Source organism: Undibacterium sp. RuTC16W (genome assembly GCF_049339445.1).
In the GTDB taxonomy this organism is placed as follows: Bacteria; Pseudomonadota; Gammaproteobacteria; order Burkholderiales; family Burkholderiaceae_D; genus Undibacterium.
In genome coordinates this window covers 109,339-131,294 of record NZ_JBMPPE010000005.1, presented here as the reverse complement: position 1 = coordinate 131,294, position 21,956 = coordinate 109,339, and the positions used below count along the sequence as shown (strand labels likewise).

The window sequence follows — 21,956 nt, the reverse complement described above, 5'->3', positions numbered from 1 at the left end:
TAAGAACACGCCTATGTATCCAGTTATTTTTTTGCTATTTTTTATAGATCACGGTTCTGATTACATGCCACTCTATCCAATACAAGCAACGCAATATCGGCACTTTCATAGGCACTTTAAGTGGATTGAATGGACTGAAATGACTGAACAAATGCGCGGGCATTAGCAGCAACAGTGGCAGCATTGGCACCTGGTGCATATAAAGCACCTCCCAAACCGAAGCCCGCAGCACCCGCGGCCAGATACGCCTTCATATTGAAAGGATTCACTCCACCAACAGGGAGCAACTTGAGCGATGCGGGCAATACCGCACGCATCGCCTTAACAATGTGAGGTGCAATCAGTTCGGCAGGAAAAAGCTTGATCGCGTCAGCACCCGCCTGTAAAGCGGCAAATATTTCTGTGGGCGTCACAGCACCAGGCACGCAATACATCCCCGCCCGTTTAGCTGCGGCAATCACTTGTACGTCAGCATGTGGCATAACAATTAAACGCCCTCCTGCTTGCTGCACATCGATTACCGATTGGCTACTCAAAACGGTTCCTGCACCGATCAACGCATCCTCTGGCATACAGCGACTAAGTTCTGCGATCGACGCTAAGGCATCCGGAGAATTTAACGGCACTTCGATCAGTCGGAAGCCTTCTTCATATAGAGACCAGGCAATCTCTTTCACTTCATGGGTCTGCACGCCGCGCAAAATAGCGATTAAGGGTAATTTTTTAAAAGCACTGTCCAGTGTTGCCAATGTTGTCTTAGCAATCGTCATATCGAGTCCTGTTGGGATGTTGGGGTTGCAAGCAAGCCTGCTACAGACGCGAGATGCCATAGCCCGGCAGGTGCCGTATTCGGTAATACAACATCTGCTTTGACATCAAAACGCTCCAGCGCCTGCTGATAACGCTGACATAAAGAAAGCTCACCAACCAAGATCAGCGCTGCATCGTTTAAGCCAGCCTTTGTCCGCCAATGTAGTCCGGCATTCAATTCATGTCCGATCAACAGGCCGGACAAATAATCCGCCAGTCCGGTAGCAGGCATTTTCCCCACCAGTCCGAGACTACGAACCGCAAACAGTTGATGGCTTAATCCCTCATATCCAAGATTTTTGGCCACATCAATACCTGAGATGAAAGCTGCATTATCGGGAATATGATTGTCATTGGAGGGCATGAGACGTCCCAGCACCGAATGCTGGCGTAAGAGAGCGAATAGCTCACCAGTCATGTGGGTTGCAAATCCAAGAACCTGAGCATTGCTGATGTGTGCCCATTTGGAATGAGTGCCAGGCATCACAATGCAAGCGCGTTCGCTCCATCCAGTGCGAGACTGTAAGGCACCAATGATTTGTGTTTCTTCCCCGCGCATCACATCGGGAGCAGCGGCCTCAGGACTATGCAGCAATCCGGGCATAATCCATAAACTTTGATTATGTGAACTGTCTGAATTCACGACCCGGGCGGCACCACGGGCAATTTGTTCTGCGCTAGCCGGGCAAGTTATATACGGCACCTCTTGCCAGCCATGCTGACTACCGACCATACCGCAAGCAAGTACAGGCGCATTTGGCCACATATCAAGCCAGTCACCTGCCAGTTTGCGCAAGGCTGCTGCATACGCCCGCGGTGACGCCGTTATTGCGGAGATTCCGTGGCTGGCAGTCCGGGTGGCCAGCACCTCGCCACCGGCTCCCATCAAAAAGACACGAAGGCCGGTACTACCCCAATCTATTCCGATCACACCAATATACGTATCCGCATGAACCGGATCATTTGACCCGGCTACCATTCCGCAACACTCCCGTCCGCATGACGCCATAAAGGATTACGCCAGTCCGGTGCATTGAGGTTTGCTGCAATCACTTTTTCTTCATCAATAACCACACCCAGACCAGGCTTGGGCAGCGGCGCAATATAGCCGTCGGTGATGCGAAAATCTTCCCGGTTTAAAACATAGTCCAGCAATTCAGCGTCGCGATTGTAGTGGATCCCCATACTCTGTTCTTGCAGGACAGCGTTATGAGAAACAAAATCGACCTGCAAACACGACGCCAGCGCAACCGGACCGAGCGGACAATGCGGCGCCAGTGCAATGTCATATGCCTCGGCCATCGCTGCGATTTTGTAGCATTCAGTGATCCCGCCAGCATGCGATAGATCAGGCTGAACAATCGAAATGCCGCCCTCTTGGAATACGCGTTTAAACTCAAAGCGCGAATACATACGCTCACCTGCGGCCAGAGGAATAGACGTCGATTCTGCAAGACGCGGATAATATTCCGCTTGCTCTGCCAATACAGGCTCTTCTACAAACAGAGGACGGTAGGGTTCCAGAGCACGCAGCAATACTTTCGCCATCGGTGCTGCCACACGACCATGAAAATCAATCCCAAACTCAATCTCATTACCGAAAGCACTACGAATTTCAGCAATACGTCCAACGGCGGCATCTACCGCTGCGGCACTATCGATGATGCCAAATTCCTCAGTGCCGTTCATTTTAAAGGTATCGAAACCAGCCTCACGCAAGCGACGGATATCGGCAATCACATCAGCAGGACGATCGCCGCCGACCCAGCTGTAGGTTTTCATCCGGTCACGCACCAAGCCGCCCAGCAACTCATATACCGGCACACCAAGGACTTTGCCCTTGATATCCCACAGGGCCTGATCGATGCCTGCCATGGCACTCATCAGTATCGCTCCGCCGCGATAAAAACCACCTCGGTACATCACTTGCCACAAATCATTAATGCGGGAAGGATCTTGTCCGATTAAATAAGGGGCAAACTCTTGCACTGCGGTTTCTACTGTCTTGGCCCTACCCTCGATCACTGGCTCCCCCCAGCCAACAACGCCGGCATCTGTCTCAATTTTTAGCAACATCCAGCGAGGAGGCACTCTATAGGTAGTCAGTTTGGTGATCTTCATGGCGAAATGAGATAGTAATTAGAGCCACGAGTGTATGCCGTCAAGCTAGATCATAAATATGAATTAAATCACTAAAAATATACCAATTTGGCATAGCTTACTGACAGCAAGCGTCAGATTACGGTGTGTAAAAGTGACAAAAACACCCTACTCAGTAACACCAAAATTTTTGCACTCCTCCATCAACCGACATCGCAAGAAGAGGACACAATAAGCTCATTTTTAAAGAAGAAAAAAACCAGGTAATGCGCCATAATGAGGTTCGCACCAGATTTTCTAGCCCTGTTTTACAAGGAGAGATTTCATGTCCATGATGCAACACCCCCATCAGCAAAACCGCACTGAACTAAGATTTGGCATTTTGCGCAAAGACAGGATCACTGAGGGTATCGTCAATCAGGGGATCTCTCTGCAATCCACGTTCGGGACACTTTGTGCGCTGGAATATTTGCAAGCGGAAGGTGTATCGCCGACAGTCAGCAAACGCGTTCTGTCAGATGCGAATCAACGTCGAATGTAATCGTCTCGATCTCACTAATTTCTTTAGCACTTTGGTAGCGAGGAATTTCTAGTAAGGTAATTCATTAAGCTGTCATCTAAAAAGAGCATTATTGCTGCGACGCAATAACATGTTTCTGCTGTCATGCAAAACATTCCTCATGGGAGCTCAAATGAAAGCCGTTTTCTCACCAGCCATTTATGCGATGCAGCGCTTGCTACTGGTTCCAAAATTTCTCATCGTTGCGGCTTTATTTTCAATACCCGCTCTGCTGCTTGCAGCCTTGCTCGTCAATGAACTGAACAAATCCATCTCGATCACTCAGCTTGAGCGTATCGGTGTACAGCAGATGCGCGAATCCCAGGATTTATTGCAGCTAGTTCAGCAGCATAGAGCCATCTATCATTTTGCTTCGGCAGGTAATGTGCCGTCAAAAGAAGTCGCACAGAAAAAGCAGCAAGAAATTGCAAGAAAGCTGGATAGCCTCACCAAAATACTAGAGCAGCAACCAGAACTTGGCATAAAGAGTAATGTAGAGACACTCAAGCAGGGCTGGTTTGCGCTAACTCAACGGTTAGTCATTAACAAAGCAAAAGAAAATTACGCAGAACATACTGCGCTGATTAACCAGATCTACCAACTCAATGCACAAATTGCTGATCGCTCGAATCTCACACTTGATCCCAAAGTGGATACCTATTATCTGATCAGCATGTTTGCAAAAACGCTGCCGGAAATTGGAGAAGGCATTTCCGACATATCCGGTCGCGGCGCTGCCTACATTGATACTGCGTTATTAGATGCCAATGAAGATCTGCTAATCAGTGCCGACGTGATGTTAGCCAAGCGTGATCTGGGACGTATTCCAGCACAACTTGAGGCAATGTATCGAGAAAACCCAGGTTTCAAAAATAAACTGTTTTCTGAACAAGGTGCGATTACAAAAAATCTCGAATTTTTAGAACGTACAAAAAATGAAGTATTGAATACCGTGAATCAAACTAGCGGAACAGAGTTTTTACATGCTGGAATTGCAGGTGCTGACGCTTTATTTTCCTATGCCAGATCGGCAAGTGATTTACTTGATACGACGTTAGCGGAGCGCTTAAACAAAGACTTATTTCGTAGAAATTTGATGATCCTCATCATCAGCTCAATCCTGATTTTTGCTGCTTATTTGCTGGCAGGATTTTATCTGTCGTTCTCAGCCGAACTAAAAAAACTAGACAATGCCGTATCCCGTATTACTGCCGGCGATCTGAGTCTGTCAGTGACCTCACATGGATCGGATGAAATCTCTTTACTACTCAACTCCTTTGATAAGATGAGAGCGGGTCTTGCTCGACTAGTCGTCGATATCCGCTCGGGAACTGAGTCGATTGCTCATGCCTCCAGAGACATTGCTCACGGCAATGCAGATCTGTCCTCACGTACAGAGCAACAGGCAAGTTCACTGGAAGAAACCTCTGCCTCGATGGAGGAATTAGTCGGTACTGTCAAACAAAATGCGGACAGCGCACTGAATGCCAATGACAACGCTCTGTTAGCGACATCAATTGCCAGGAACGGCGGCACAGCAGTAGCTGCTGTCATCGCAACGATGGGAGCGATTAAACATTCGTCAAAAAAAATCAACGACATCATTGGCGTGATTGATGGCATCGCGTTTCAAACCAATATTTTGGCTTTGAACGCGGCAGTCGAAGCTGCCCGAGCTGGTGAGCAGGGACGGGGCTTTGCCGTCGTTGCTACAGAAGTAAGGAATCTCGCGCAGCGCTCAGCAAGCGCTGCGAAGGAAATTAAAACCCTGATCACCGCCTCGGTTGAGCAAGTAAGCACCGGCAGCAAGCAAGTACATGCCGCAGGCGAAACCATGCAAGAAATCGTCAGTTCAATTCAAGCTGTTACCGACACGATGCGCGAGATTACTGAAGCAAGTGCGCAGCAGAGGCAAGGCATAAGCCAAGTCAATACAGCCCTAACTCAGATGGATACGATGACGCAACAAAATGCCGCCTTAGTAGAACAGGCTGCTGCGGCAGCAGAAAGCATGCATGGACAAGCGCTGAAGCTGGCACAAGCGGTTGCCGTTTTCAAAATTGCGTCTATTGAAAATTCGCTGCAACAGGCAAGATCAATCAATGCAATATCTGATCAGGCACTACTGGAAGCCGCATAAGTAAATCATGTAGTCTTTTCATTTTTTATACTAATTATTGTTAATGCTGATAATTATTTGTGCGGCTGGTATTTACTGGTATTTACTCTCGTTACTGGTATTTGTTCCACCGTAAAAGCCGCTCATCTGAGGCCTCTTTAATGAGGTGTCTTGAGCGCAGTGCGTCGTCGTTGTGGTACTGTCCACCGTGATCAAGCTCCATTGCGAGTGCCTGAATTGCCACGGGATAATCGGCCTCAGCAGCGCGTTCCAACCATTCGCGGGACTTTATTTGATCGGCACGGACACCTTCGCCAGAAGCGTAGGCATTGGATAGCAAGAACATCGCCTGAGCATTTCCTTGATCGCTTGCCTTTTGTAGCCATTCAACAGACCGTGAATGATTCTTAGGCACACCTTCGCCATACTTTGCCATTCTCGCCAGCATAAAACTCGCTTTAGCATGACCTTTATTCGCCGACAGTTCATACCAATGCCAGGCTTGCTGAGGGTCAGCCGGCAGAGATAGACGGCCTTTGTATAAAACCTCAGCAAAAGCGAATTCAGCCTCGCGATCTCCGGCTTTTGCTCCCTGCTCCAGCCAATATGCTGCATCAGCCTGCTTTTGAGGAATCGATGCATATACAAGCCCCAGTTCGCGCTCAGCAACACTATTCCCATGCTCTGCCCACTTCAATAACTGCTGGATGGAGGCCGTATCTTGCCCATGCAAAGCAGTGAGTCCGACAGATTCAATTTCCGCAATCGTGGGTGTGATCGCTAATTTTTGACTGCAGGATGGCAGTACGATAAGCACTGTTACGATGAAAGCCGCCAGCTTCGTCATTTGCATTTTTATACCTTTAAAAAATCACTCCCGCGTCCGGGAGTGATTGTCGTCACGACGATGGTTCCAACTACGTCAGATCACGCTAACATTATTTACTCAAATCGATCACATATTTTGCAAATCCACTGGCATCTAAGGTCCCTTCCGATTTCACCCGGCTGAGTCCCAATGTCTGTGCAACAGCGAATTTTCCAGGGGCAGATCTCAAAATAACCGGGCCTTGTGTTGTGACTTTTACGAAGCTCCAGCTTTGTCCGAGACCATTTGCAGCGAAAGTAATTCTGCCTTGTTTTTTCAGATAATTACTCACGACGGCCTGATTTGCATCTGGTGATTTGATAATCGTTTTACTGCCATCAATACCGGGAAAATTCCCGCCACCACCAGCACGATAATCATTCGTAGCGACAATAAAATCATCACTATCAGCAACCGGTTTACCGGCATAAGTTAAATTAACGATGCGGCTACCAGCGGTCTGTGTCACATCAATCTGGTATTTCAAGGCATTGTTCTCTGCGTAGAACACATCGTAGTTATAGATCGTTGAATATGACGGCACCAGATCCTGCTCTGCGGCATTAGCAGGATCAATTTTGGCAAATTGTTTTGCTGCTGTTTCCAGCCAGTTCTTCAGATCCGATCCTTTAATTTTTACGGCTTGCAAATTGTTATTGCCGTATAAATATAGGTCCCCCGGGTTGCGTACTTGCAGGCCAAAAGGCGCAGCAACAGTCGCTGATGGTGCAACATCAGTGAAATCAGTCGGGCCATTACGTCCAGCCTTAAACGGCGCGCTGCATGAAATCACCGGAATCGATTTGTAACTGGTGATCGTCGCATCGGTTGAATTGGCAATGAAATTTTTCACATAATCAATCTGAGCTTGATTGACAATCTGAATCGCGGTCACGTCGCCAACCAGGGAGAAATATGCCGACATTTCAAAATCCGTCGTCGTACCTAATGCTTGAGTCGCATAGCTCAACGTCGCTTTATGTTCTGTATCAACCAATGGAGCAATCGATGGATCAGCATCGACAATCGTAGTGCCATCTTTATACTTAAATCCACGAGCCTCGACATTCGTCAGATCTTTTTGAACGACCCACTTGCCGCTCTGATATTTCAGTACCATCTGAATGATGCCGAGACGACGTCCCCAGCTTTGAGCCATCACAGCCGGAATACCATTAACAGTTCCCTTGACTGTATCAACTTGCGTTGCGGGTAAAGCGGCTAGTGATGCATCGATTGCCGGCGCGCCGACCTCTTTAGCTTTTGGAAAAATCAGATGGGAGTGTCCGAGCATCAGTGCATCAATCCCCGTAGTCGATAAATGCAAACTGCCGTTTTCCATTTTTGGGCTATAAGGCGAAGCATCCAGACCGCCATGTGACAAGGCAACCACCAGATCCGCTCCCTTAGCACGCAACTCCGGAACATATTTGTTCGCGGACTCTTGCACGCCATTGACCATGACTTTACCTGCAAGGTATTTTTGATCCCAGTCCATGATTTGAGGAGGAACGAATCCCATAATGCCGACATTTAACTTGACGCTCATCGCCGAACCATCCGGTTTGGTCGCTGTAAATTGTTTCGGAATAATCGAGTAAGGATTAAAAATCGGCTTCTGACTACTAACACCGACAACATTAGACAAGACAACCGGGAAGCCTGGCGCACCACAATTAGTCCCCTTCTGCACATCCGGCACCGCAAAATCCGTATTCGTAATCTGACTCAGAAAATTCAGTCCGTAATTGAATTCATGGTTACCGATACCGGCACCATCATATTTCAATGCGTTCATCACCTTATGCACTGCCAAAGTGCCACTACATGGAACAGGCGATGCAACTGCCTGATAGTCGCCGAGTAAGGTTCCCTGAATCACATCACCATCATCGAGCAAGACATTATTCGGATTTTCTACCCGCGCAGCATTAATCAAAGATGCCGTTCTTTCCAGTCCAAGACTGGTATCTGTCTTTAGTCCGTAATAGTCATAGCTCAAAATATTTTGATGGATATCTGTGGTCTCTAACAGGGCCACTTTGAGTACGGTACCTTCTGGGATGGCGTTAGGATCAAGGCCTGGCGAACTGTCACCACATCCGGCAATCGCGATTGCGATCAATGGCGTTAAACAAAGGAGTTTTTGCATACATTCTTTCGTCAGTGAAAATGGATGAGAGCTATTTTTTATCAAATACTCCCGCGCAATCGATTGCTTATTTAAGCAAAATTTGAGTGCGACGCAAGTATCGTGATGAATTATGTCGGGACAATGACGTTGATACAGACTCTGTAATGAACATCACGTTATTGCGTCAATAAAATGCCAGCTTATTTAAATCAACTGTCTGCAAATAATCTAGCTTATCGCCGGATATTGATCACATGGAGTAGCGCGGGCTTATCTGAAAGGCTGCCACGTGGTATCTGATGGCACTGAAGATAGAGATGTATTGAATGGGAGAGTCGGTATGCACTTTTCGATCTCATGGTCGACTAGCGCATACCTCTCTGCCGTCACACATATCGGTTGTATGTACAGCAGATACAATCATAGTAAAGCTTCTTCGTGACAACAAGATGACCTGGATCAAAGGCAGAACAAATAGTCTGATGAAGATCTGCATTGCGTCACTGCAACGTCATAATCCCGTGTCAAACTTGCTACATCGCAATAATTAGAGGCAAGCAAGCATGTTTTCATTTTTCAAAAAAATTTCCGCCGTCATTGCAGTAACGACAATCATGTTTTCAGCTCAGGTTTTTGCCGGAGAGAGTGCCATTGTGATTGGGCAAGCGATTGATTTATCCGGTCCCAACGGTAGTATAGGTCGCGACTATGTCGCTGGCATTACGACCTATTTTGACAGTCTGAATGTCGCCGGAGGTATTAATGGTCGCCGTATCAAATATATTGCCCGTGACGACCAGGGCAACCCATCTGCATCGGCAAAAGCCGTAGCCGAACTTCTCGACAAAGATAAAGTGCAATATTTGCTGGGCGGGATTGGTGTTGATGTCACCGATGCGGTAGTCGCGAATCCTAGCTTTAAAGATAGTGGTCAAATTTTATTTGCGCCATTAATTGGCGCTGTAAAAAATTACGGTTCCCGCGTATTGTCCTGGCGCCCTAGTCCAGAACAAGAAATGCAATATATTTTTTCTTACTTTGATAAGTTAGGAATTAAAAATATCGGTATCGCTTATCAGGATGTTCCTTTGAATCAAAATATGTATCAATATGTTGTCGAGGAAGTCCGTAAGAGAAATATGAAATTATCTGGCGTCGTGAAAATTACAGGCTCTTCTGCAGACATAGAAAGAGATGCGATGGCCATGAGTAAAAATTCACCGCATATCGTAATTGCCATTGCTGACACCTTAAGCACAGGCTTATTTTTAAGAGAATTCCGCAAAAATTCACCGAGAATCTTCGTCGCCGGGATGTCCCTGACCAATCTGGAAACCCTCTCTGAACTGGCCGGACAAAAAGCCCTGGAATGGAGTGTATTTTCTCAAGTCGTGCCAAGTCCGACGGGCAACAAGTCGATTATTCAGATTGACCATAGCAAAATGATGAAAAAATTCCGCGACGAGGATCTATCTGCATTAACTCTCGAAGGATTCATCGTCGCAAAGACCCTGGCTAAAGCGATACAAGTATCCAAAACCAATCGCGACGGATTGCAGATATTAAGCAGCCAGAAGGGCAATATTGATTTGGGCGGGATCAATATCACACCCTCTGATGCGTCCCATCATATGTCCAGTTTTGTTGATATGGCTTTATTCAAAAAAGGTGGTGGACTAACCTTTTAAATTTATGAATTATGCGCAAAAAAAGCAGCCCGAAGACTGCTGAAAGTGTACTAAGGAGGTGTTCACATGTCTGAGTATATGCTAGCGCTGATTTATGACAGCTCGATGGAGAGCTCCTCATTTATCTCAGGCGGTTCCGCATCATTTCCATCATATTAATGGATGTTTCTGTCGTTCTATCACCTTGAAATTAATGTAGTGTTCGCTATCGTACAGACGCAAATTTGGCAACTGCTTATTCTGATCAATATGAATAAGGTCACTCCAGCAGACGAGTGATTACAACAAGGATACTCATGCGGATTTTTAGTTTCGAGCACAGCAAAATAGCTTATAGCGCTGATTTTGCGCTTTATCTGATCGCGTCAGTTATTCTGGCAATTTGTCTTATAACATTTGGACCACAAGACCAAATGTTATCAATGACATGCTATGTGCTATCGGGAATAATCAGCTGGACTCTCATTGAATATGTATTACATCGCTTTGTATTACATGGACTTAAGCCGTTTCGCCAATGGCATGCGGAACATCACCAGCATCCAGATGCGCTGATCTGTACACCAACGATCATTAGCGCAGCACTTATTATTGGATTGGTTTTTTTACCGATGCTCGTTTTAAGCGACATCTGGAGCGCTTGCGCACTAACATTTGGACTGCTGACCGGTTACCTTGCTTATACCATTACCCATCATGCTATTCATCACTGGCATGTCCGCAGCCCATGGCTTGAGTATCGAATTTATTTCCATGCGATACATCACAGTAAAAAAACACATCGTGGCAATTTTGGCGTTACTAGCTCTTTTTGGGATCAGGTGTTCCGTACTAAATAAACATTCTAGACAGTCATTATTTGCTTTTGAAATTTATGTTAATGACCTAACGCGATTACATCTTTAAAAATTAATTCGGAGTATTCAGCCATGTTCTATAAAAAACCTTATCTCGAACATTTTGAATTAGTCGCTGTTAATCGTATTTATGAACTCGAAAAAATGTCAGCAGATGATGTTGAAGTTCGGTTTGAACTAGCCGACGGCACAACACTAAATCGAATTTATACCGTCGTTGAGTATAGTGAGCTAATGATTCGTCCTCCACGAGTGATCATCTGAATTGATAAACTTACTCACAACTAGATAACTTATTAAATCATGTCTTCAGGACGTACCCATTCATCAAATTGCTCTGCACTGACATATCCAAGAGCAATTGCAGCTACTTTTAGTGTTGTGCCGTGGTGATGTGCATATTTGGCGATCTCTGCTGAGCGATCATAGCCAATATGTGGATTCAACGCCGTCACCAGCATCAAAGAATCTGTTAATAAACTATTGATGCGCGCCGTATTAGGTTCGATGCCCCGAGCACAGTGCAAGTCAAAACTTGTCATGATATCAGTCAGCAGACGAACGCTTTGCAAAACATTATGGATGATCAGTGGTTTAAATACATTCAGTTCAAAATTCCCCATTGAACCGCCAATGCTCAATGCAACATCATTGCCCATCACCTGACAGCACACCATTGTCATCGCTTCACATTGGGTCGGATTGACTTTGCCTGGCATGATAGAACTACCCGGCTCATTCTCGGGAATACTCAACTCCCCTAAACCGCTACGCGGACCTGATGCCAGCCAGCGTACATCGTTTGCAATTTTCATTAACGCAACCGCTAAGGTTTTTAACGTGCCATGTGTGTTAACCAGTGCATCATGCGATGCCAGTGCAGAAAATCTATTTTTTGCCACAACAAAATCCAGTTGCGTTACCTGTTTTAATTCGGCAGCAACACGAGTTCCGAACTCTGGATGCGTATTTAGTCCGGTTCCAACCGCTGTCCCACCTGCTGCCAGCTCGCAAAGTGCCGATAAGCTTGATTGAATCATAACTTCTACCTGCTGCAATTGAGCGCACCAACCAGAAATTTCTTGCCCCAGACTTAGCGGCGTTGCATCTTGCAAATGCGTGCGTCCAATCTTAATAACATCGACAAAGGCTTTTGCTTTTGCGTCAAGCGTCGTACGCAATCGACGCAGAGACGGCAACAGTAACGCCATAATTTGACTACAGGCGGCAACGTGCATCGCTGAGGGAAAGATATCGTTCGATGACTGTCCCAGGTTCACATGATCGTTAGGATGCACTAATCGCTTCATCCCTCTGACTCCTCCTAATAACTCGGAAGCACGGTTAGCCAGCACTTCATTCATGTTCATATTAGTCTGGGTACCGGAGCCGGTTTGCCAAACAGACAAAGGAAAAGCATCGGGATAGACGCCATTTATTACCTCGTCCGCAGCCTGCACTATCGCCTTCATCATATCGACACTGAGTAAGCCTAAATCATGATTAGCTAAAGCACAGGAGCGCTTGACTAGCGCCAGTGCCATTAACAAGGGATGTGGCATGAGCTCAGTTGAAATCGCAAAATACAATAAGGATCGCTGTGTTTGCGCGCCCCACAATGCTATTTCCGGAACCTGAATATCGCCAAAAGAATCATGCTCGATTCTGTAAAGATCAGTCATAGCAGGTCCTTTTTTTGATAATCGATGTCAGAAATGGATGGCTTTACTTTAACTCAAAAACCAACAAACGGTTATTCGCAGGCATTACATAATCATGCTTACGATATAGCCCACATTGATTCGCCAACGAGTCAATTTTTTCACTGTCGCGTATCCCCATATGGTCAGCTTGTGACCTGAGTGAAGCATCAAATTGTTGATTACTCTCGCTGGTAAAGCGCCCCTCATAATTGAACGGACCGTAGATACAAAACATGCCGTCCTGGCTCAATAACTGGGATACGCGGGCAAACATTATCTCGACTTCTTGCCAGGCCATAATATGACAAGTGTTTGCGGTAAACACGGCATCAAATGTCTGTTCCGGCCACCTCGATGTTGCGACATCGAGAGTATAAGGAGGTTTAACGTTAGCTAACTCAGTCTCTGCCTGCCAGGCCAGGATACTAGGATGATAGTCAATACGATCGCTACACTGCCAAATGAGATGCGGCATTTGCGCACCGAAATACACGGCATGTTGTCCCGTTCCGCTGCCGATCTCAAGCAGGCTTTTACTTTGCGTTAGTAAGGGTTTTAATACATTTAAGATGGGCGCTGCATTTCGCTCGCATGCCGGTGAAAATAATTTCGTCATAGCTGTTCTGACAGTTCCTTTTGACACAGTGCGCGTTTTTGCTGCGCTGTGAGTTGCTTGATCGCATACTCTGCCTTGGATGCTACAGAACGATTCTCGTATTCGAAGACTGCCAGTATCTGTGTTGGCGGATGAGATTTTGTATAGCGGGCGCCTTTACCCATGCAATGCGCTCTATAACGCTTTTCTACATCGGTAGCAATGCCGGTATAAATACTACCGTCATTGCATTCCAACAGATAAACAAACCATGACAACGTTATTCCGATAGCGACAAGATATGTCCTTGATCGGGACGGCTGCGCCCTTCCAGCATCTCAAGATAGACTTGCTCAATTGCGCGAGGTCCGTGACCGTGGGTAATGTTCATCCAGCCAGCCAGCGGCGTAAGGAATTTTGTCCAGGCAGCGGTATAACGCGACATGACTCCTGCCATGCCCCATTCCGCCGCACGCTTCTTGATCTGTGCCGGTGCAAAGAATAATGTCGGTCTGGCGCCAGGCAATCTCCCCTCACCTTCACGCTGATCCCAGTGAGTACCGCCTACAGCACAAGAGTAGGCCAAATTATCTTGAAAATGATGATGCAGTGTACTGCGCACTTTGGCATTGCCAGACATATCGACGTAGACCACAGGCAGCGCTGCTGATAAAGAGTCGATCTGATCGTAAGAAATCACACGGTGATAACAGCCCAGACTTTCAGTAAATTTGACATTACCAGGGGATGTTAAACCAATGACTTCGCATTGTTCCACTCCCCGCTGAGCCAATAAAAAAGCTAATCCATAGGCTGTTTTGCTGGAAGCGCTGGATAAAATGACCGTATGGGCGCCGAAGAATTGATTGTCGTCTAAAAAATCGTCAATCATAAAAGAGGTCATGAATAATGGCCGTAACAGTGCAATCTCGTGTTCGCGTGCAGCCACATAACCGGGATCATGCGCAGTGGCCAGATATTGGTTATACAGAGGGTGCAAGGCTTGCCTGTGCGCTACGGCATCAACAAATCCGCTGTCATTAATACGGTCTGGCTGCATCAGCACATAATCCGACATCGGAAAATAGCCGTAGTAACGCTGCCCCACTTGTATCGATTCATTACGCGATTGCACAACATCACCAAAACCCCATACAGGGATACGCCCCCAACCTTCCTTTGCCGGGAAAAAATCCCAATAATGCATCGCTTCTCCAAACGCTGCATAAGTCACGTTGTTCGAGGTGAATGCAAATTGATCGATACGAATCAGTATCTGCCCCTCTTCAAGGGGCGACCCGGCATGTACACTGGATTCGACAAATTCAACCTGATGCAAATCATCTTTCCGAACCACAAAATCAAGAGCATGTCTGGCAAATGAGTGTTGGCTAGCTATCGTCATGGAATCTCCTGTTTTAGAATTTTTTTGTCTAAGGTTAATTGAATCTTAAGCGAATTTTTCGTTGATCGTAATGAATACATCAGAACTGTGGAAATACATGCCAAATTAAATCGCCCATGTCTCCGGGCGGAGACATGGGCGATTTAATTTGGCAAATTCTTGATACCCCTATCTTGATATCAACGAGGATATGAGAGGCAATATCGATTTCAAAAAAGGAAATCCGCAATCACTTAGTTTCGGGCAAATTTAGCGGCGAGCTGGTTCAGCTTATCCTGGTGCTGACGCGCTGCTTCCGCTTCTTGCTTTTGAATTTTTTCTGCCTGGAACTTTGCTTTGCGCGCATCCGCATTTTTCTTGGAGCGCTCTTTCAAAATACCAGCGGCGTGAGTACGATGTACTTCAGTGACATCATCAACTTCTTTACCCTCAAGATCTACACGTTTTTGCGCTTTAGATACATTAAACAAGTAACGAACTGAATTCGTATGAATACCCAAAGCGATACGTAATATCTTACGATCAAGCTCCGGCATTTTTTGTTGCAACTGTTTATCTATACCAATTGCCAGAGGCAAATGCTCATCAAAAACAGAGAAATCTGTTTGCAATTGTTTGATAAGCTTGCGAGCAAGTTGATTAGGTGTTGCTGCTGGCGCGGTTGAGCTGACTGGCGTCTCAATTGCCGTGTTATTCGGTGTGGTCATGAAAATAATCTGATATGGTTACTATTGCAGGTCGCAGAATATCATGCGTAAGACCGATTGGGATACATCCAAACCATGATGTGTCGCTGATCCACTTCAATTAAGCAAATAATTATGAGCAAACACATCAAAATTGACTTTGTTTCTGACGTTTCCTGCCCTTGGTGCATTATCGGACTTAAATCGCTGGAAACCGCTATATCGAGACTCGGCAGCGAAATCACCGCCGAAATTCACTTTCAGCCCTTTGAGCTTAATCCACAAATGCCTGCCGAGGGGCAGGATATCAATGAGCATCTGGCGCAAAAATATGGTGCAACTGAGGAACAATCGGCGCGCAACCGGGAGGCGATTCGTGCTCGTGGCGCAGCAGAGGGTTTTACCTTCGGCATGGATAAAAGAGCCCGGATTTATAACACCTTTGATGCACATCGTCTGCTACATTGGGCAGGAATCGAAGGCAAGCAAGCGGCTTTGAAGCATGCTTTATTCGGCGCTTATTTTACCGACGGAGAAAATCCCAGCGATCACGAAACGCTGATCCGTATCGCAGAAAAAGTCGGATTAGATACCGTCAGTGCCCGTGCCATCTTAAACTCGGACTTCTATGCCAGTGATGTCCGTGCTCAGGAGTATTTTTATCATCAGCAAGGCATCAATTCGGTACCTGCGGTGATCATTAATGATAAACATCTGATCTCTGGCGGTCAGACATCCGACGTTTTTGAGCGGGCATTACGTCAGATTCTGACGATGGCTTAAAAATTAAGGAGCTTAATCGTTGAAATCCCCTGAACTACCCGCGAATACCATTGAAATTGATCTGCCTTTGCCTGTGAGTTTTTGGCATGCATTCAAATTCTGGCTGAAACTCGGTTTGATCAGCTTCGGCGGTCCTGCCGGGCAGATCTCCATCATGCACCAGGAGCTTGTTGAAAACCGCCGCTGGATTAGTGAACGGCGGTTTTTGCATGCCTTAAATTACTGCATGGTGCTGCCTGGACCCGAGGCTCAGCAGCTCGCTACTTATATCGGCTGGCTGATGCATAGAACATGGGGTGGCGTAGTTGCAGGAGTCTTATTTGTACTGCCATCGCTTTTCATTTTGATTGGTTTGTCCTGGATTTATGTGGCGTTTGGCAATTTACCTCTGGTCGCCGGTTTGTTTTATGGCATTAAACCGGCTGTAACCGCGATTGTCTTGCAGGCAGCACACAGGATAGGATCGCGCGCCTTGAAGAATAAAATTTTATGGGGTATTGCTGCGACTTCTTTTATTGCGATCTTCGGATTCAACACACCTTTTCCACTGATCATAATTAGTGCGGCACTCATTGGCTATCTGGGTGGGAGATACTTGCCTGATTTTTTTCAGACTGGCGGTGGTCATGCTGCGCCCAGGCAACAATTAGGGTCAGCCCTGATTGACGACAATACGCCAACGCCGCCACACGCCACATTTAGCTGGCTCCGTCTGGCCCAAGTCCTGTTTGCGGGTGCCATTTTATGGCTGCTGCCCATAGGTTTGCTATGGAGTCAATTAGGTTGGGAACATGCTTACACACAAATGGCATGGCTCTTTACCAAGGCTGCATTGCTGACATTTGGCGGCGCCTATGCCGTTTTGCCTTATGTTTATCAAGGAGCAGTAGAACACTATGGCTGGCTTAGCCCTACGCAAATGATGGACGGACTGGCCTTGGGTGAGACGACACCGGGACCACTGATCATGATCGTGGCTTATGTGGGATTCATTGGCGCTTATCTGCAGCAGTTACTGGGACCAGAATCCCCCTTTCTGGCAGGCGTGCTGGGCGCCAGTCTGGTGACCTGGTTCACTTTTTTACCTTCTTTTATTTTCATTCTGGCTGGTGGTCCGTTAATCGAGTCAACCCACAATGACTTAAAACTCACGGCGCCGTTAACCGCAATTACAGCAGCGGTAGTTGGTGTGATCTTAAATCTAGCAATATTTTTCGGTTATCACGTGCTTTGGCCAAAAGGAATCCAAGGCGCTTTTGACTGGATTGCAGCACTCATTGCTTTAGCGGCGGCGATTGCTCTCTTTAAATATAAGCAAAACGTTATTCATGTCATTACAGCCTGCGCCCTGCTGGGCTTACTGATCCGCTATGTTATTTAAGCCGGATTTGCCATCAGACCGCGATCACTTCGTAGAAACGCAGATGGCATGCGGCTCTCGAATATTAAGGGCATTAACTCTCTGTGCACACATTCAGAGAATCGTACAAATTGTCACGTTTTTGTCTCTGACGAGTGATAAACTGCACAATAAGAAGCTTATAAAAATTCAAACTACTTCACCCTTATTTTTGCATTGCGATTTATGCCTGAGCACCGTATCACAGAAGCATCTGACATGATTAATGTCAACGCCATTCCTAACAATGATCCTAATTCCGCCATTCTTTACGGCACCGACGCACCAGAATTAATTCGTCAAGAAACTCTGGCAGATTTGCTGGAGGCGACAGCACACAGATCGCCCGATCAGGTTGCGCTTCAGTTTGCGAATGAGCTTGTTACCTATCGTGAATTAAATGCCAGGGCTGATATTGTCGCCTCACATCTGATCAGTGCAGGTGTAAAACCGGGACATATTCTGGGTTTATGGCTGCCTCGCGGCATCGAACTGCTGGTATTGCAAGCCGGGATCGCAAAGTCAGGCGCGGCATGGCTACCATTTGACATCGATGTCCCCGTTGAGAGGATTGCGGTTTGTCTTGAGGATGCAAAAGCATTTGGCATCCTCACCAGTGATACGCAATCTAGACAACTTAGCGAGCTAAGCTGTGCCGTCTGGACTGATGGTCAATTATCTCAGGCCTCGCCAGCGGGATTGCAGCAACGTTCTAATACCAGCCCCCATGATCCTGCGTATGTAATTTACACCTCAGGATCAACCGGCAAGCCGAAAGGCATCTCGATTACACAAGGCAGCATCTGCCATTTTTTGCGTAGCGAAAATCAGGTGCTTGGCATTACCCAACATGACCGCGTTTATCAGGGATTTTCTGTCGCCTTTGATATGTCGTTTGAAGAAATCTGGATAAGCTATCTGGTTGGCGCAAGCTTATGGATTGCGCCCAAAGAGGTGGCGGTTGATCCGGAAGCGTTACCGCAAGCCCTGATTGATCATCGCGTTACGGTATTGCATGCCGTGCCCACTTTACTAGCCCTGTTTGCCATTGACGTACCTGGCTTGCGGATTATCAATCTCGGCGGTGAGATGTGTCCGGAGAGTCTTGTCGCCAAATGGTCTAACCCTGGCCGACAGATGTTCAATACCTATGGCCCGACTGAAGCAACCGTTTCAGCGAGCTTGGCAATACTACAGGCAAATCAGCCAGTGACGATTGGTCATCCTTTACCCAATTATGGTTTGCTCGTCATTGATGCCGACGTTGAAAAAGGTATCCGGTTATTGCCTCGCGGCGAGACCGGTGAGCTATGTATTTTTGGTCCCGGCGTCTCGAATGGTTATCTGGGCAGACCAGATTTAACTGCCGAAAAATTCATCCATAATCCATGGGCTAAGCAAGATATCGATGCGCGTCTGTATCGCACTGGCGATCTTGCCCGTATCGGTGAAGACGGCTCTGTACAATGTCTGGGACGTGCGGATGATCAGGTGAAAATACGTGGTTTCAGAGTAGAGTTAGGTGAGATTGAAGCCGTGCTGGCGCAACAACCAGGTGTTGGTACAGTCGCCGTTATTCTGCGCTCTGAACAAGGTGTGGATCAGCTAATCGCCTTTATCGTCAGTGAGACTAGCAAAGAGCTCCATAAAGAAATCAGTATTGCGAACTTACGCCATGCGTTGCTGGCAGTCTTGCCATCCTATATGGTGCCGACGCGCTATGAGTTTTTAAACGAGATGCCGCGCCTCACCTCAGGCAAAATCGATAGAAAAACCTTGAAAGCAACGCCCCTTAGCGTAGCGGCCAATTCAGCAGAATCGGATATTCCCGACAATCCAGCCGAGGAAGTTTTATTCGCTGCATTAGCCAAGTTATTTCCGGGCCAAGCGATACGTCGTGAAGCAGATTTCTTCTCTGAACTAGGCGGACATTCTCTGATGGCAGCTCGCCTGGTATCTTTGTTGCGTGCAGATGCCCGCTTTGCTTATTTCAAAATCAGTGACATCTATCAATCAAGACAAATCGGTGCGATTGCAGCCGTCATGCTGGCTGGTGCAATCACGACAAGTAGTACCCATATCGCCTGGACTCAACCATCGGATGTGAAGCGCTGGGTTTGTGGTATCGCGCAGGCTGCGATGATTCCATTCCTGGTTGCAATGCGGATGGTGCAATGGCTGGCACCCTTCTTTGCCTATCACTTCTTTACCGGTGAGCCTGGCGACTCGATTGTGCGTGCGACGCTTTTATCGGTTGCGGCCTTCCTGTTGTTGACCTTGCTGGAATTTGCGATTGCCATCGCAGGTAAATGGCTCATCGCAGGACGCTTAAAACCGGGTCAATATCCGTTATGGGGAGTGACCTATTACCGCTGGTGGCTGGCAGACCGTCTGGTCGAGGCTGCGCCAACGTATATGTTGAGCGGCTCCTCGATGTATGCATGGTGGCTGCGGGCTTTAGGTGCCAAAATCGGCAAGGATGTGAATATCGGCTCCATGACCTTGCGCTCACCGGATTTATTGCAGATTGGTGATGGTGTCAGTATCGGCAACGCCTGTAATTTTGAAAACGCCAGGGTGCAGCATGGTGAGCTTCGCCTGGGTCGAATTACCCTCGCGAATGAAGCCTATGTCGGCTCTTATTCTGTGCTTGAAGGCGGCACATCGCTTGGCGAATTTGCCCATCTTGAAGGGCAGTCAGCACTGAGCGAAGGTCAATCAGTCCCGGCTCACAGAGTCTGGCGCGGCTCACCGGCTGCAGATGCGGGCGCCTTTGATCGTGCATCGCAGCCACCACGTCCTGAGGTCTTAACTCTGCGGTTCTTTAGTGAGGCCGTCTTTTTTATTGTGGGTAGTTTACTCATTACCGCCTTATTTTTCCTGCCAGTATTTCCAAGTTTTATTACGATAGACTGGATCGATAATATCGATGGTTTAGCCTGGTTGCAAAATACGAGCCTCTCGTTTCAACTCGTTAAATATTTCATTCTCGCGTTTCCGGCTACAGCGGTATTGATTGTCTGTACCGCCTTACTGTCCGCGGGTATACGCTGGAGTATTTTGCCTAAATTAAAACCTGGTAGTTATCCCGTACATGGCAATACCTATTGCAGTAAATGGCTGGTGAACCAGATTCAGGAATCCAGTCTGAACGTCTTGCACGGTGTATATGCCACGGTCTATGCGCCTTACTGGTATCGCTTACTTGGCGCAAAGGTCGGGCGTGGCGCTGAAATCTCCACGGCTCTCGGCGTGGTGCCGGATATGCTGACGCTGGGCGATGAGACGTTTATTGCCGATGCTGTGTTGCTGGGTGATGAGGAGATTGATGGCGGCTGGATGAGCATGCAACCGACCATCATTTCCCGACGCAGCTTTGTCGGTAATGGCGCTTACATTCCCGATGGCACGATCCTGCCTGAGAATGTACTGATCGGTGTCCATACCAGTGCGCCAAAAAATAATCAGATGCATGAAGGTGATACTTGGCTGGGTTCCCCGCCCCTGCATTTACCGGCACGTGAGGAGGTAAAAGGCTTCCCTGAAGAACTCACCTTCCACCCCTCCTTTATGCGCAGGCTCGGTCGCGGATTGATTGAAGCATTCAGAATTATTGCGCCGCATGCGATGGTGATTGCCGTTGGTTATACGATCGTATTAGATCTCATGCCGCTGGCTGGTGATGATCGCTGGGACGAAGTCGCTTACTACTTATCGATTGCCGGATTATGGTACGGCATTGGCAGTTTTGCCTTTGTTCTGGTGCTGAAATGGGTCTTCATTTTTCGTTATAAAAAAAGTAGTGCCCCGATGTGGACATCCTTTGTCTGGCTGTCTGAAGGCATTACGAATTTATACGAAGGTATCGCGGTTCCTAACTTCATGCGTTATCTGCGTGGCACGCCTTGGTTGCCACTAGCATTCAGATTACTGGGTTGTAAAATCGGACGCGGTGTTTATCTTGATACGACAGATATTACTGAATTTGATTGTGCCAGCATCGGTGCTTATAGCGAAATTAACGCTCTTTGTTGCCCGCAAACCCATCTATTTGAAGATCGCGTCATGAAGATCGATGAAGTGATCATCGGTGAGCGCGTCTATATGGGGCCGCGGAGTTCGGTGCTTTACAGTGCGGTTGTCGGTGATGATGCGCAGCTTGGTGCTCTGACGCTGGTCATGAAGGGAGAATTCATTCCCGCCAAATCCAGCTGGCGCGGTTGCCCTGCCGCAATCGCGAACTAGCTCAT

General features: G+C 47.2%; 18 protein-coding genes. 8 read left to right on the top strand and 10 right to left on the bottom strand.

Annotated features, from left to right (window positions below):
- Positions 1-116: 116 nt before the first annotated feature.
- Genes ACO0K4_RS11415 through dgoD form a run of 3 tightly spaced genes read right to left on the bottom strand, consistent with a single transcriptional unit; the run spans position 117 to position 2,931 of the window.
- Positions 117-770: a 2-dehydro-3-deoxy-6-phosphogalactonate aldolase gene (locus tag ACO0K4_RS11415; RefSeq protein ID WP_422956747.1), complete on the bottom strand. Its 654-nt coding sequence runs from the start codon at positions 768-770 to the stop codon at positions 117-119.
- The gene (locus ACO0K4_RS11410) at positions 767-1,789 is read right to left on the bottom strand and encodes a 2-dehydro-3-deoxygalactonokinase (RefSeq protein ID WP_422956746.1); all 1,023 of its coding nucleotides are present in this window, start codon (positions 1,787-1,789) and stop codon (positions 767-769) included. Before ACO0K4_RS11410 ends, ACO0K4_RS11415 begins: the two co-directional genes overlap by 4 nt.
- Complete coding sequence (dgoD, locus tag ACO0K4_RS11405) at positions 1,783-2,931, bottom strand: galactonate dehydratase (RefSeq protein WP_422956745.1); 1,149 nt, start codon at positions 2,929-2,931, stop codon at positions 1,783-1,785. The genes ACO0K4_RS11410 and dgoD overlap by 7 nt, the downstream gene beginning before the upstream one ends.
- A gap of 304 nt (positions 2,932-3,235) precedes the next feature.
- Between dgoD and ACO0K4_RS11400 the strand changes: the two genes are divergently transcribed.
- Together ACO0K4_RS11400 and ACO0K4_RS11395 are read left to right on the top strand one after the other, a co-directional pair.
- Positions 3,236-3,451, top strand: coding sequence for a hypothetical protein (locus ACO0K4_RS11400; RefSeq protein ID WP_422956744.1), 216 nt, complete (start codon positions 3,236-3,238; stop codon positions 3,449-3,451).
- A gap of 151 nt (positions 3,452-3,602) precedes the next feature.
- Positions 3,603-5,609 carry a methyl-accepting chemotaxis protein gene (locus tag ACO0K4_RS11395; RefSeq protein WP_422956743.1) on the top strand — a complete coding sequence of 669 codons (2,007 nt, stop codon included), beginning with the start codon at positions 3,603-3,605 and terminating at the stop codon, positions 5,607-5,609.
- Between the two features lie 91 nt (positions 5,610-5,700).
- Here the strand turns inward: ACO0K4_RS11395 and ACO0K4_RS11390 are convergent, their stop codons facing one another.
- Both ACO0K4_RS11390 and ACO0K4_RS11385 read right to left on the bottom strand, forming a co-directional pair.
- On the bottom strand, positions 5,701-6,441 hold the full coding sequence (locus tag ACO0K4_RS11390; protein WP_422956742.1) for a tetratricopeptide repeat protein: 741 nt from the start codon (positions 6,439-6,441) through the stop codon (positions 5,701-5,703).
- Positions 6,442-6,526: 85 nt separating this feature from the next.
- Positions 6,527-8,608, bottom strand: a complete 2,082-nt coding sequence (locus ACO0K4_RS11385; RefSeq protein WP_422956741.1) for a bifunctional 2',3'-cyclic-nucleotide 2'-phosphodiesterase/3'-nucleotidase — start codon at positions 8,606-8,608, stop codon at positions 6,527-6,529.
- A gap of 545 nt (positions 8,609-9,153) precedes the next feature.
- Here ACO0K4_RS11385 and ACO0K4_RS11380 point away from each other — a divergent pair.
- From ACO0K4_RS11380 to ACO0K4_RS11370, 3 genes are all read left to right on the top strand, one after another.
- On the top strand, positions 9,154-10,278 hold the full coding sequence (locus tag ACO0K4_RS11380) for an ABC transporter substrate-binding protein (RefSeq protein WP_422956740.1): 1,125 nt from the start codon (positions 9,154-9,156) through the stop codon (positions 10,276-10,278).
- A gap of 296 nt (positions 10,279-10,574) precedes the next feature.
- Positions 10,575-11,117, top strand: a complete 543-nt coding sequence (locus ACO0K4_RS11375; protein WP_422956739.1) for a sterol desaturase family protein — start codon at positions 10,575-10,577, stop codon at positions 11,115-11,117.
- Positions 11,118-11,207: 90 nt separating this feature from the next.
- The gene (locus ACO0K4_RS11370; RefSeq protein WP_422956738.1) at positions 11,208-11,399 is read left to right on the top strand and encodes a hypothetical protein; all 192 of its coding nucleotides are present in this window, start codon (positions 11,208-11,210) and stop codon (positions 11,397-11,399) included.
- Positions 11,400-11,431: 32 nt separating this feature from the next.
- Here ACO0K4_RS11370 and fumC read toward each other — a convergent pair whose 3' ends face one another.
- The 5 genes from fumC to ACO0K4_RS11345 all read right to left on the bottom strand — a co-directional run bounded on the left by fumC (position 11,432) and on the right by ACO0K4_RS11345 (position 15,545).
- Positions 11,432-12,817, bottom strand: coding sequence for a class II fumarate hydratase (fumC, locus tag ACO0K4_RS11365; RefSeq protein WP_422956737.1), 1,386 nt, complete (start codon positions 12,815-12,817; stop codon positions 11,432-11,434).
- Positions 12,818-12,860: 43 nt separating this feature from the next.
- The gene (locus ACO0K4_RS11360) at positions 12,861-13,454 is read right to left on the bottom strand and encodes a DUF938 domain-containing protein (protein WP_422956736.1); all 594 of its coding nucleotides are present in this window, start codon (positions 13,452-13,454) and stop codon (positions 12,861-12,863) included.
- Positions 13,451-13,711: a GIY-YIG nuclease family protein gene (locus tag ACO0K4_RS11355; RefSeq protein ID WP_422956735.1), complete on the bottom strand. Its 261-nt coding sequence runs from the start codon at positions 13,709-13,711 to the stop codon at positions 13,451-13,453. The genes ACO0K4_RS11360 and ACO0K4_RS11355 overlap by 4 nt, the downstream gene beginning before the upstream one ends.
- 2 nt (positions 13,712-13,713) lie before the next feature.
- Positions 13,714-14,838: a DUF2855 family protein gene (locus ACO0K4_RS11350; RefSeq protein WP_422956734.1), complete on the bottom strand. Its 1,125-nt coding sequence runs from the start codon at positions 14,836-14,838 to the stop codon at positions 13,714-13,716.
- A gap of 233 nt (positions 14,839-15,071) precedes the next feature.
- Positions 15,072-15,545: a ProQ/FINO family protein gene (locus ACO0K4_RS11345; RefSeq protein WP_422956733.1), complete on the bottom strand. Its 474-nt coding sequence runs from the start codon at positions 15,543-15,545 to the stop codon at positions 15,072-15,074.
- A 114-nt stretch (positions 15,546-15,659) separates the two neighbouring features.
- Between ACO0K4_RS11345 and ACO0K4_RS11340 the strand changes: the two genes are divergently transcribed.
- The 3 genes from ACO0K4_RS11340 to ACO0K4_RS11330 all read left to right on the top strand — a co-directional run bounded on the left by ACO0K4_RS11340 (position 15,660) and on the right by ACO0K4_RS11330 (position 21,951).
- Positions 15,660-16,307, top strand: a complete 648-nt coding sequence (locus tag ACO0K4_RS11340) for a DsbA family oxidoreductase (protein WP_422956732.1) — start codon at positions 15,660-15,662, stop codon at positions 16,305-16,307.
- A 19-nt stretch (positions 16,308-16,326) separates the two neighbouring features.
- The gene (chrA, locus tag ACO0K4_RS11335; RefSeq protein WP_422956731.1) at positions 16,327-17,688 is read left to right on the top strand and encodes a chromate efflux transporter; all 1,362 of its coding nucleotides are present in this window, start codon (positions 16,327-16,329) and stop codon (positions 17,686-17,688) included.
- Between the two features lie 237 nt (positions 17,689-17,925).
- Positions 17,926-21,951, top strand: a complete 4,026-nt coding sequence (locus ACO0K4_RS11330) for a Pls/PosA family non-ribosomal peptide synthetase (protein WP_422956955.1) — start codon at positions 17,926-17,928, stop codon at positions 21,949-21,951.
- The last annotated feature ends 5 nt before the right edge of the window (positions 21,952-21,956 follow it).

What these genes read in the sequence shown, in the direction of transcription:
- ACO0K4_RS11415 (WP_422956747.1), bottom strand. Translation starts at nt 770, where the DNA reads ATGACGATTGCTAAGACAACATTGGCAACACTGGACAGTGCTTTTAAA.
- ACO0K4_RS11410 (WP_422956746.1), bottom strand. Translation starts at nt 1,789, where the DNA reads ATGGTAGCCGGGTCAAATGATCCGGTTCATGCGGATACGTATATTGGT.
- dgoD (WP_422956745.1), bottom strand. Translation starts at nt 2,931, where the DNA reads ATGAAGATCACCAAACTGACTACCTATAGAGTGCCTCCTCGCTGGATG.
- ACO0K4_RS11400 (WP_422956744.1), top strand. Translation starts at nt 3,236, where the DNA reads ATGTCCATGATGCAACACCCCCATCAGCAAAACCGCACTGAACTAAGA.
- ACO0K4_RS11395 (WP_422956743.1), top strand. Translation starts at nt 3,603, where the DNA reads ATGAAAGCCGTTTTCTCACCAGCCATTTATGCGATGCAGCGCTTGCTA.
- ACO0K4_RS11390 (WP_422956742.1), bottom strand. Translation starts at nt 6,441, where the DNA reads ATGCAAATGACGAAGCTGGCGGCTTTCATCGTAACAGTGCTTATCGTA.
- ACO0K4_RS11385 (WP_422956741.1), bottom strand. Translation starts at nt 8,608, where the DNA reads ATGCAAAAACTCCTTTGTTTAACGCCATTGATCGCAATCGCGATTGCC.
- ACO0K4_RS11380 (WP_422956740.1), top strand. Translation starts at nt 9,154, where the DNA reads ATGTTTTCATTTTTCAAAAAAATTTCCGCCGTCATTGCAGTAACGACA.
- ACO0K4_RS11375 (WP_422956739.1), top strand. Translation starts at nt 10,575, where the DNA reads ATGCGGATTTTTAGTTTCGAGCACAGCAAAATAGCTTATAGCGCTGAT.
- ACO0K4_RS11370 (WP_422956738.1), top strand. Translation starts at nt 11,208, where the DNA reads ATGTTCTATAAAAAACCTTATCTCGAACATTTTGAATTAGTCGCTGTT.
- fumC (WP_422956737.1), bottom strand. Translation starts at nt 12,817, where the DNA reads ATGACTGATCTTTACAGAATCGAGCATGATTCTTTTGGCGATATTCAG.
- ACO0K4_RS11360 (WP_422956736.1), bottom strand. Translation starts at nt 13,454, where the DNA reads ATGACGAAATTATTTTCACCGGCATGCGAGCGAAATGCAGCGCCCATC.
- ACO0K4_RS11350 (WP_422956734.1), bottom strand. Translation starts at nt 14,838, where the DNA reads ATGACGATAGCTAGCCAACACTCATTTGCCAGACATGCTCTTGATTTT.
- ACO0K4_RS11345 (WP_422956733.1), bottom strand. Translation starts at nt 15,545, where the DNA reads ATGACCACACCGAATAACACGGCAATTGAGACGCCAGTCAGCTCAACC.
- ACO0K4_RS11340 (WP_422956732.1), top strand. Translation starts at nt 15,660, where the DNA reads ATGAGCAAACACATCAAAATTGACTTTGTTTCTGACGTTTCCTGCCCT.
- ACO0K4_RS11330 (WP_422956955.1), top strand. Translation starts at nt 17,926, where the DNA reads ATGATTAATGTCAACGCCATTCCTAACAATGATCCTAATTCCGCCATT.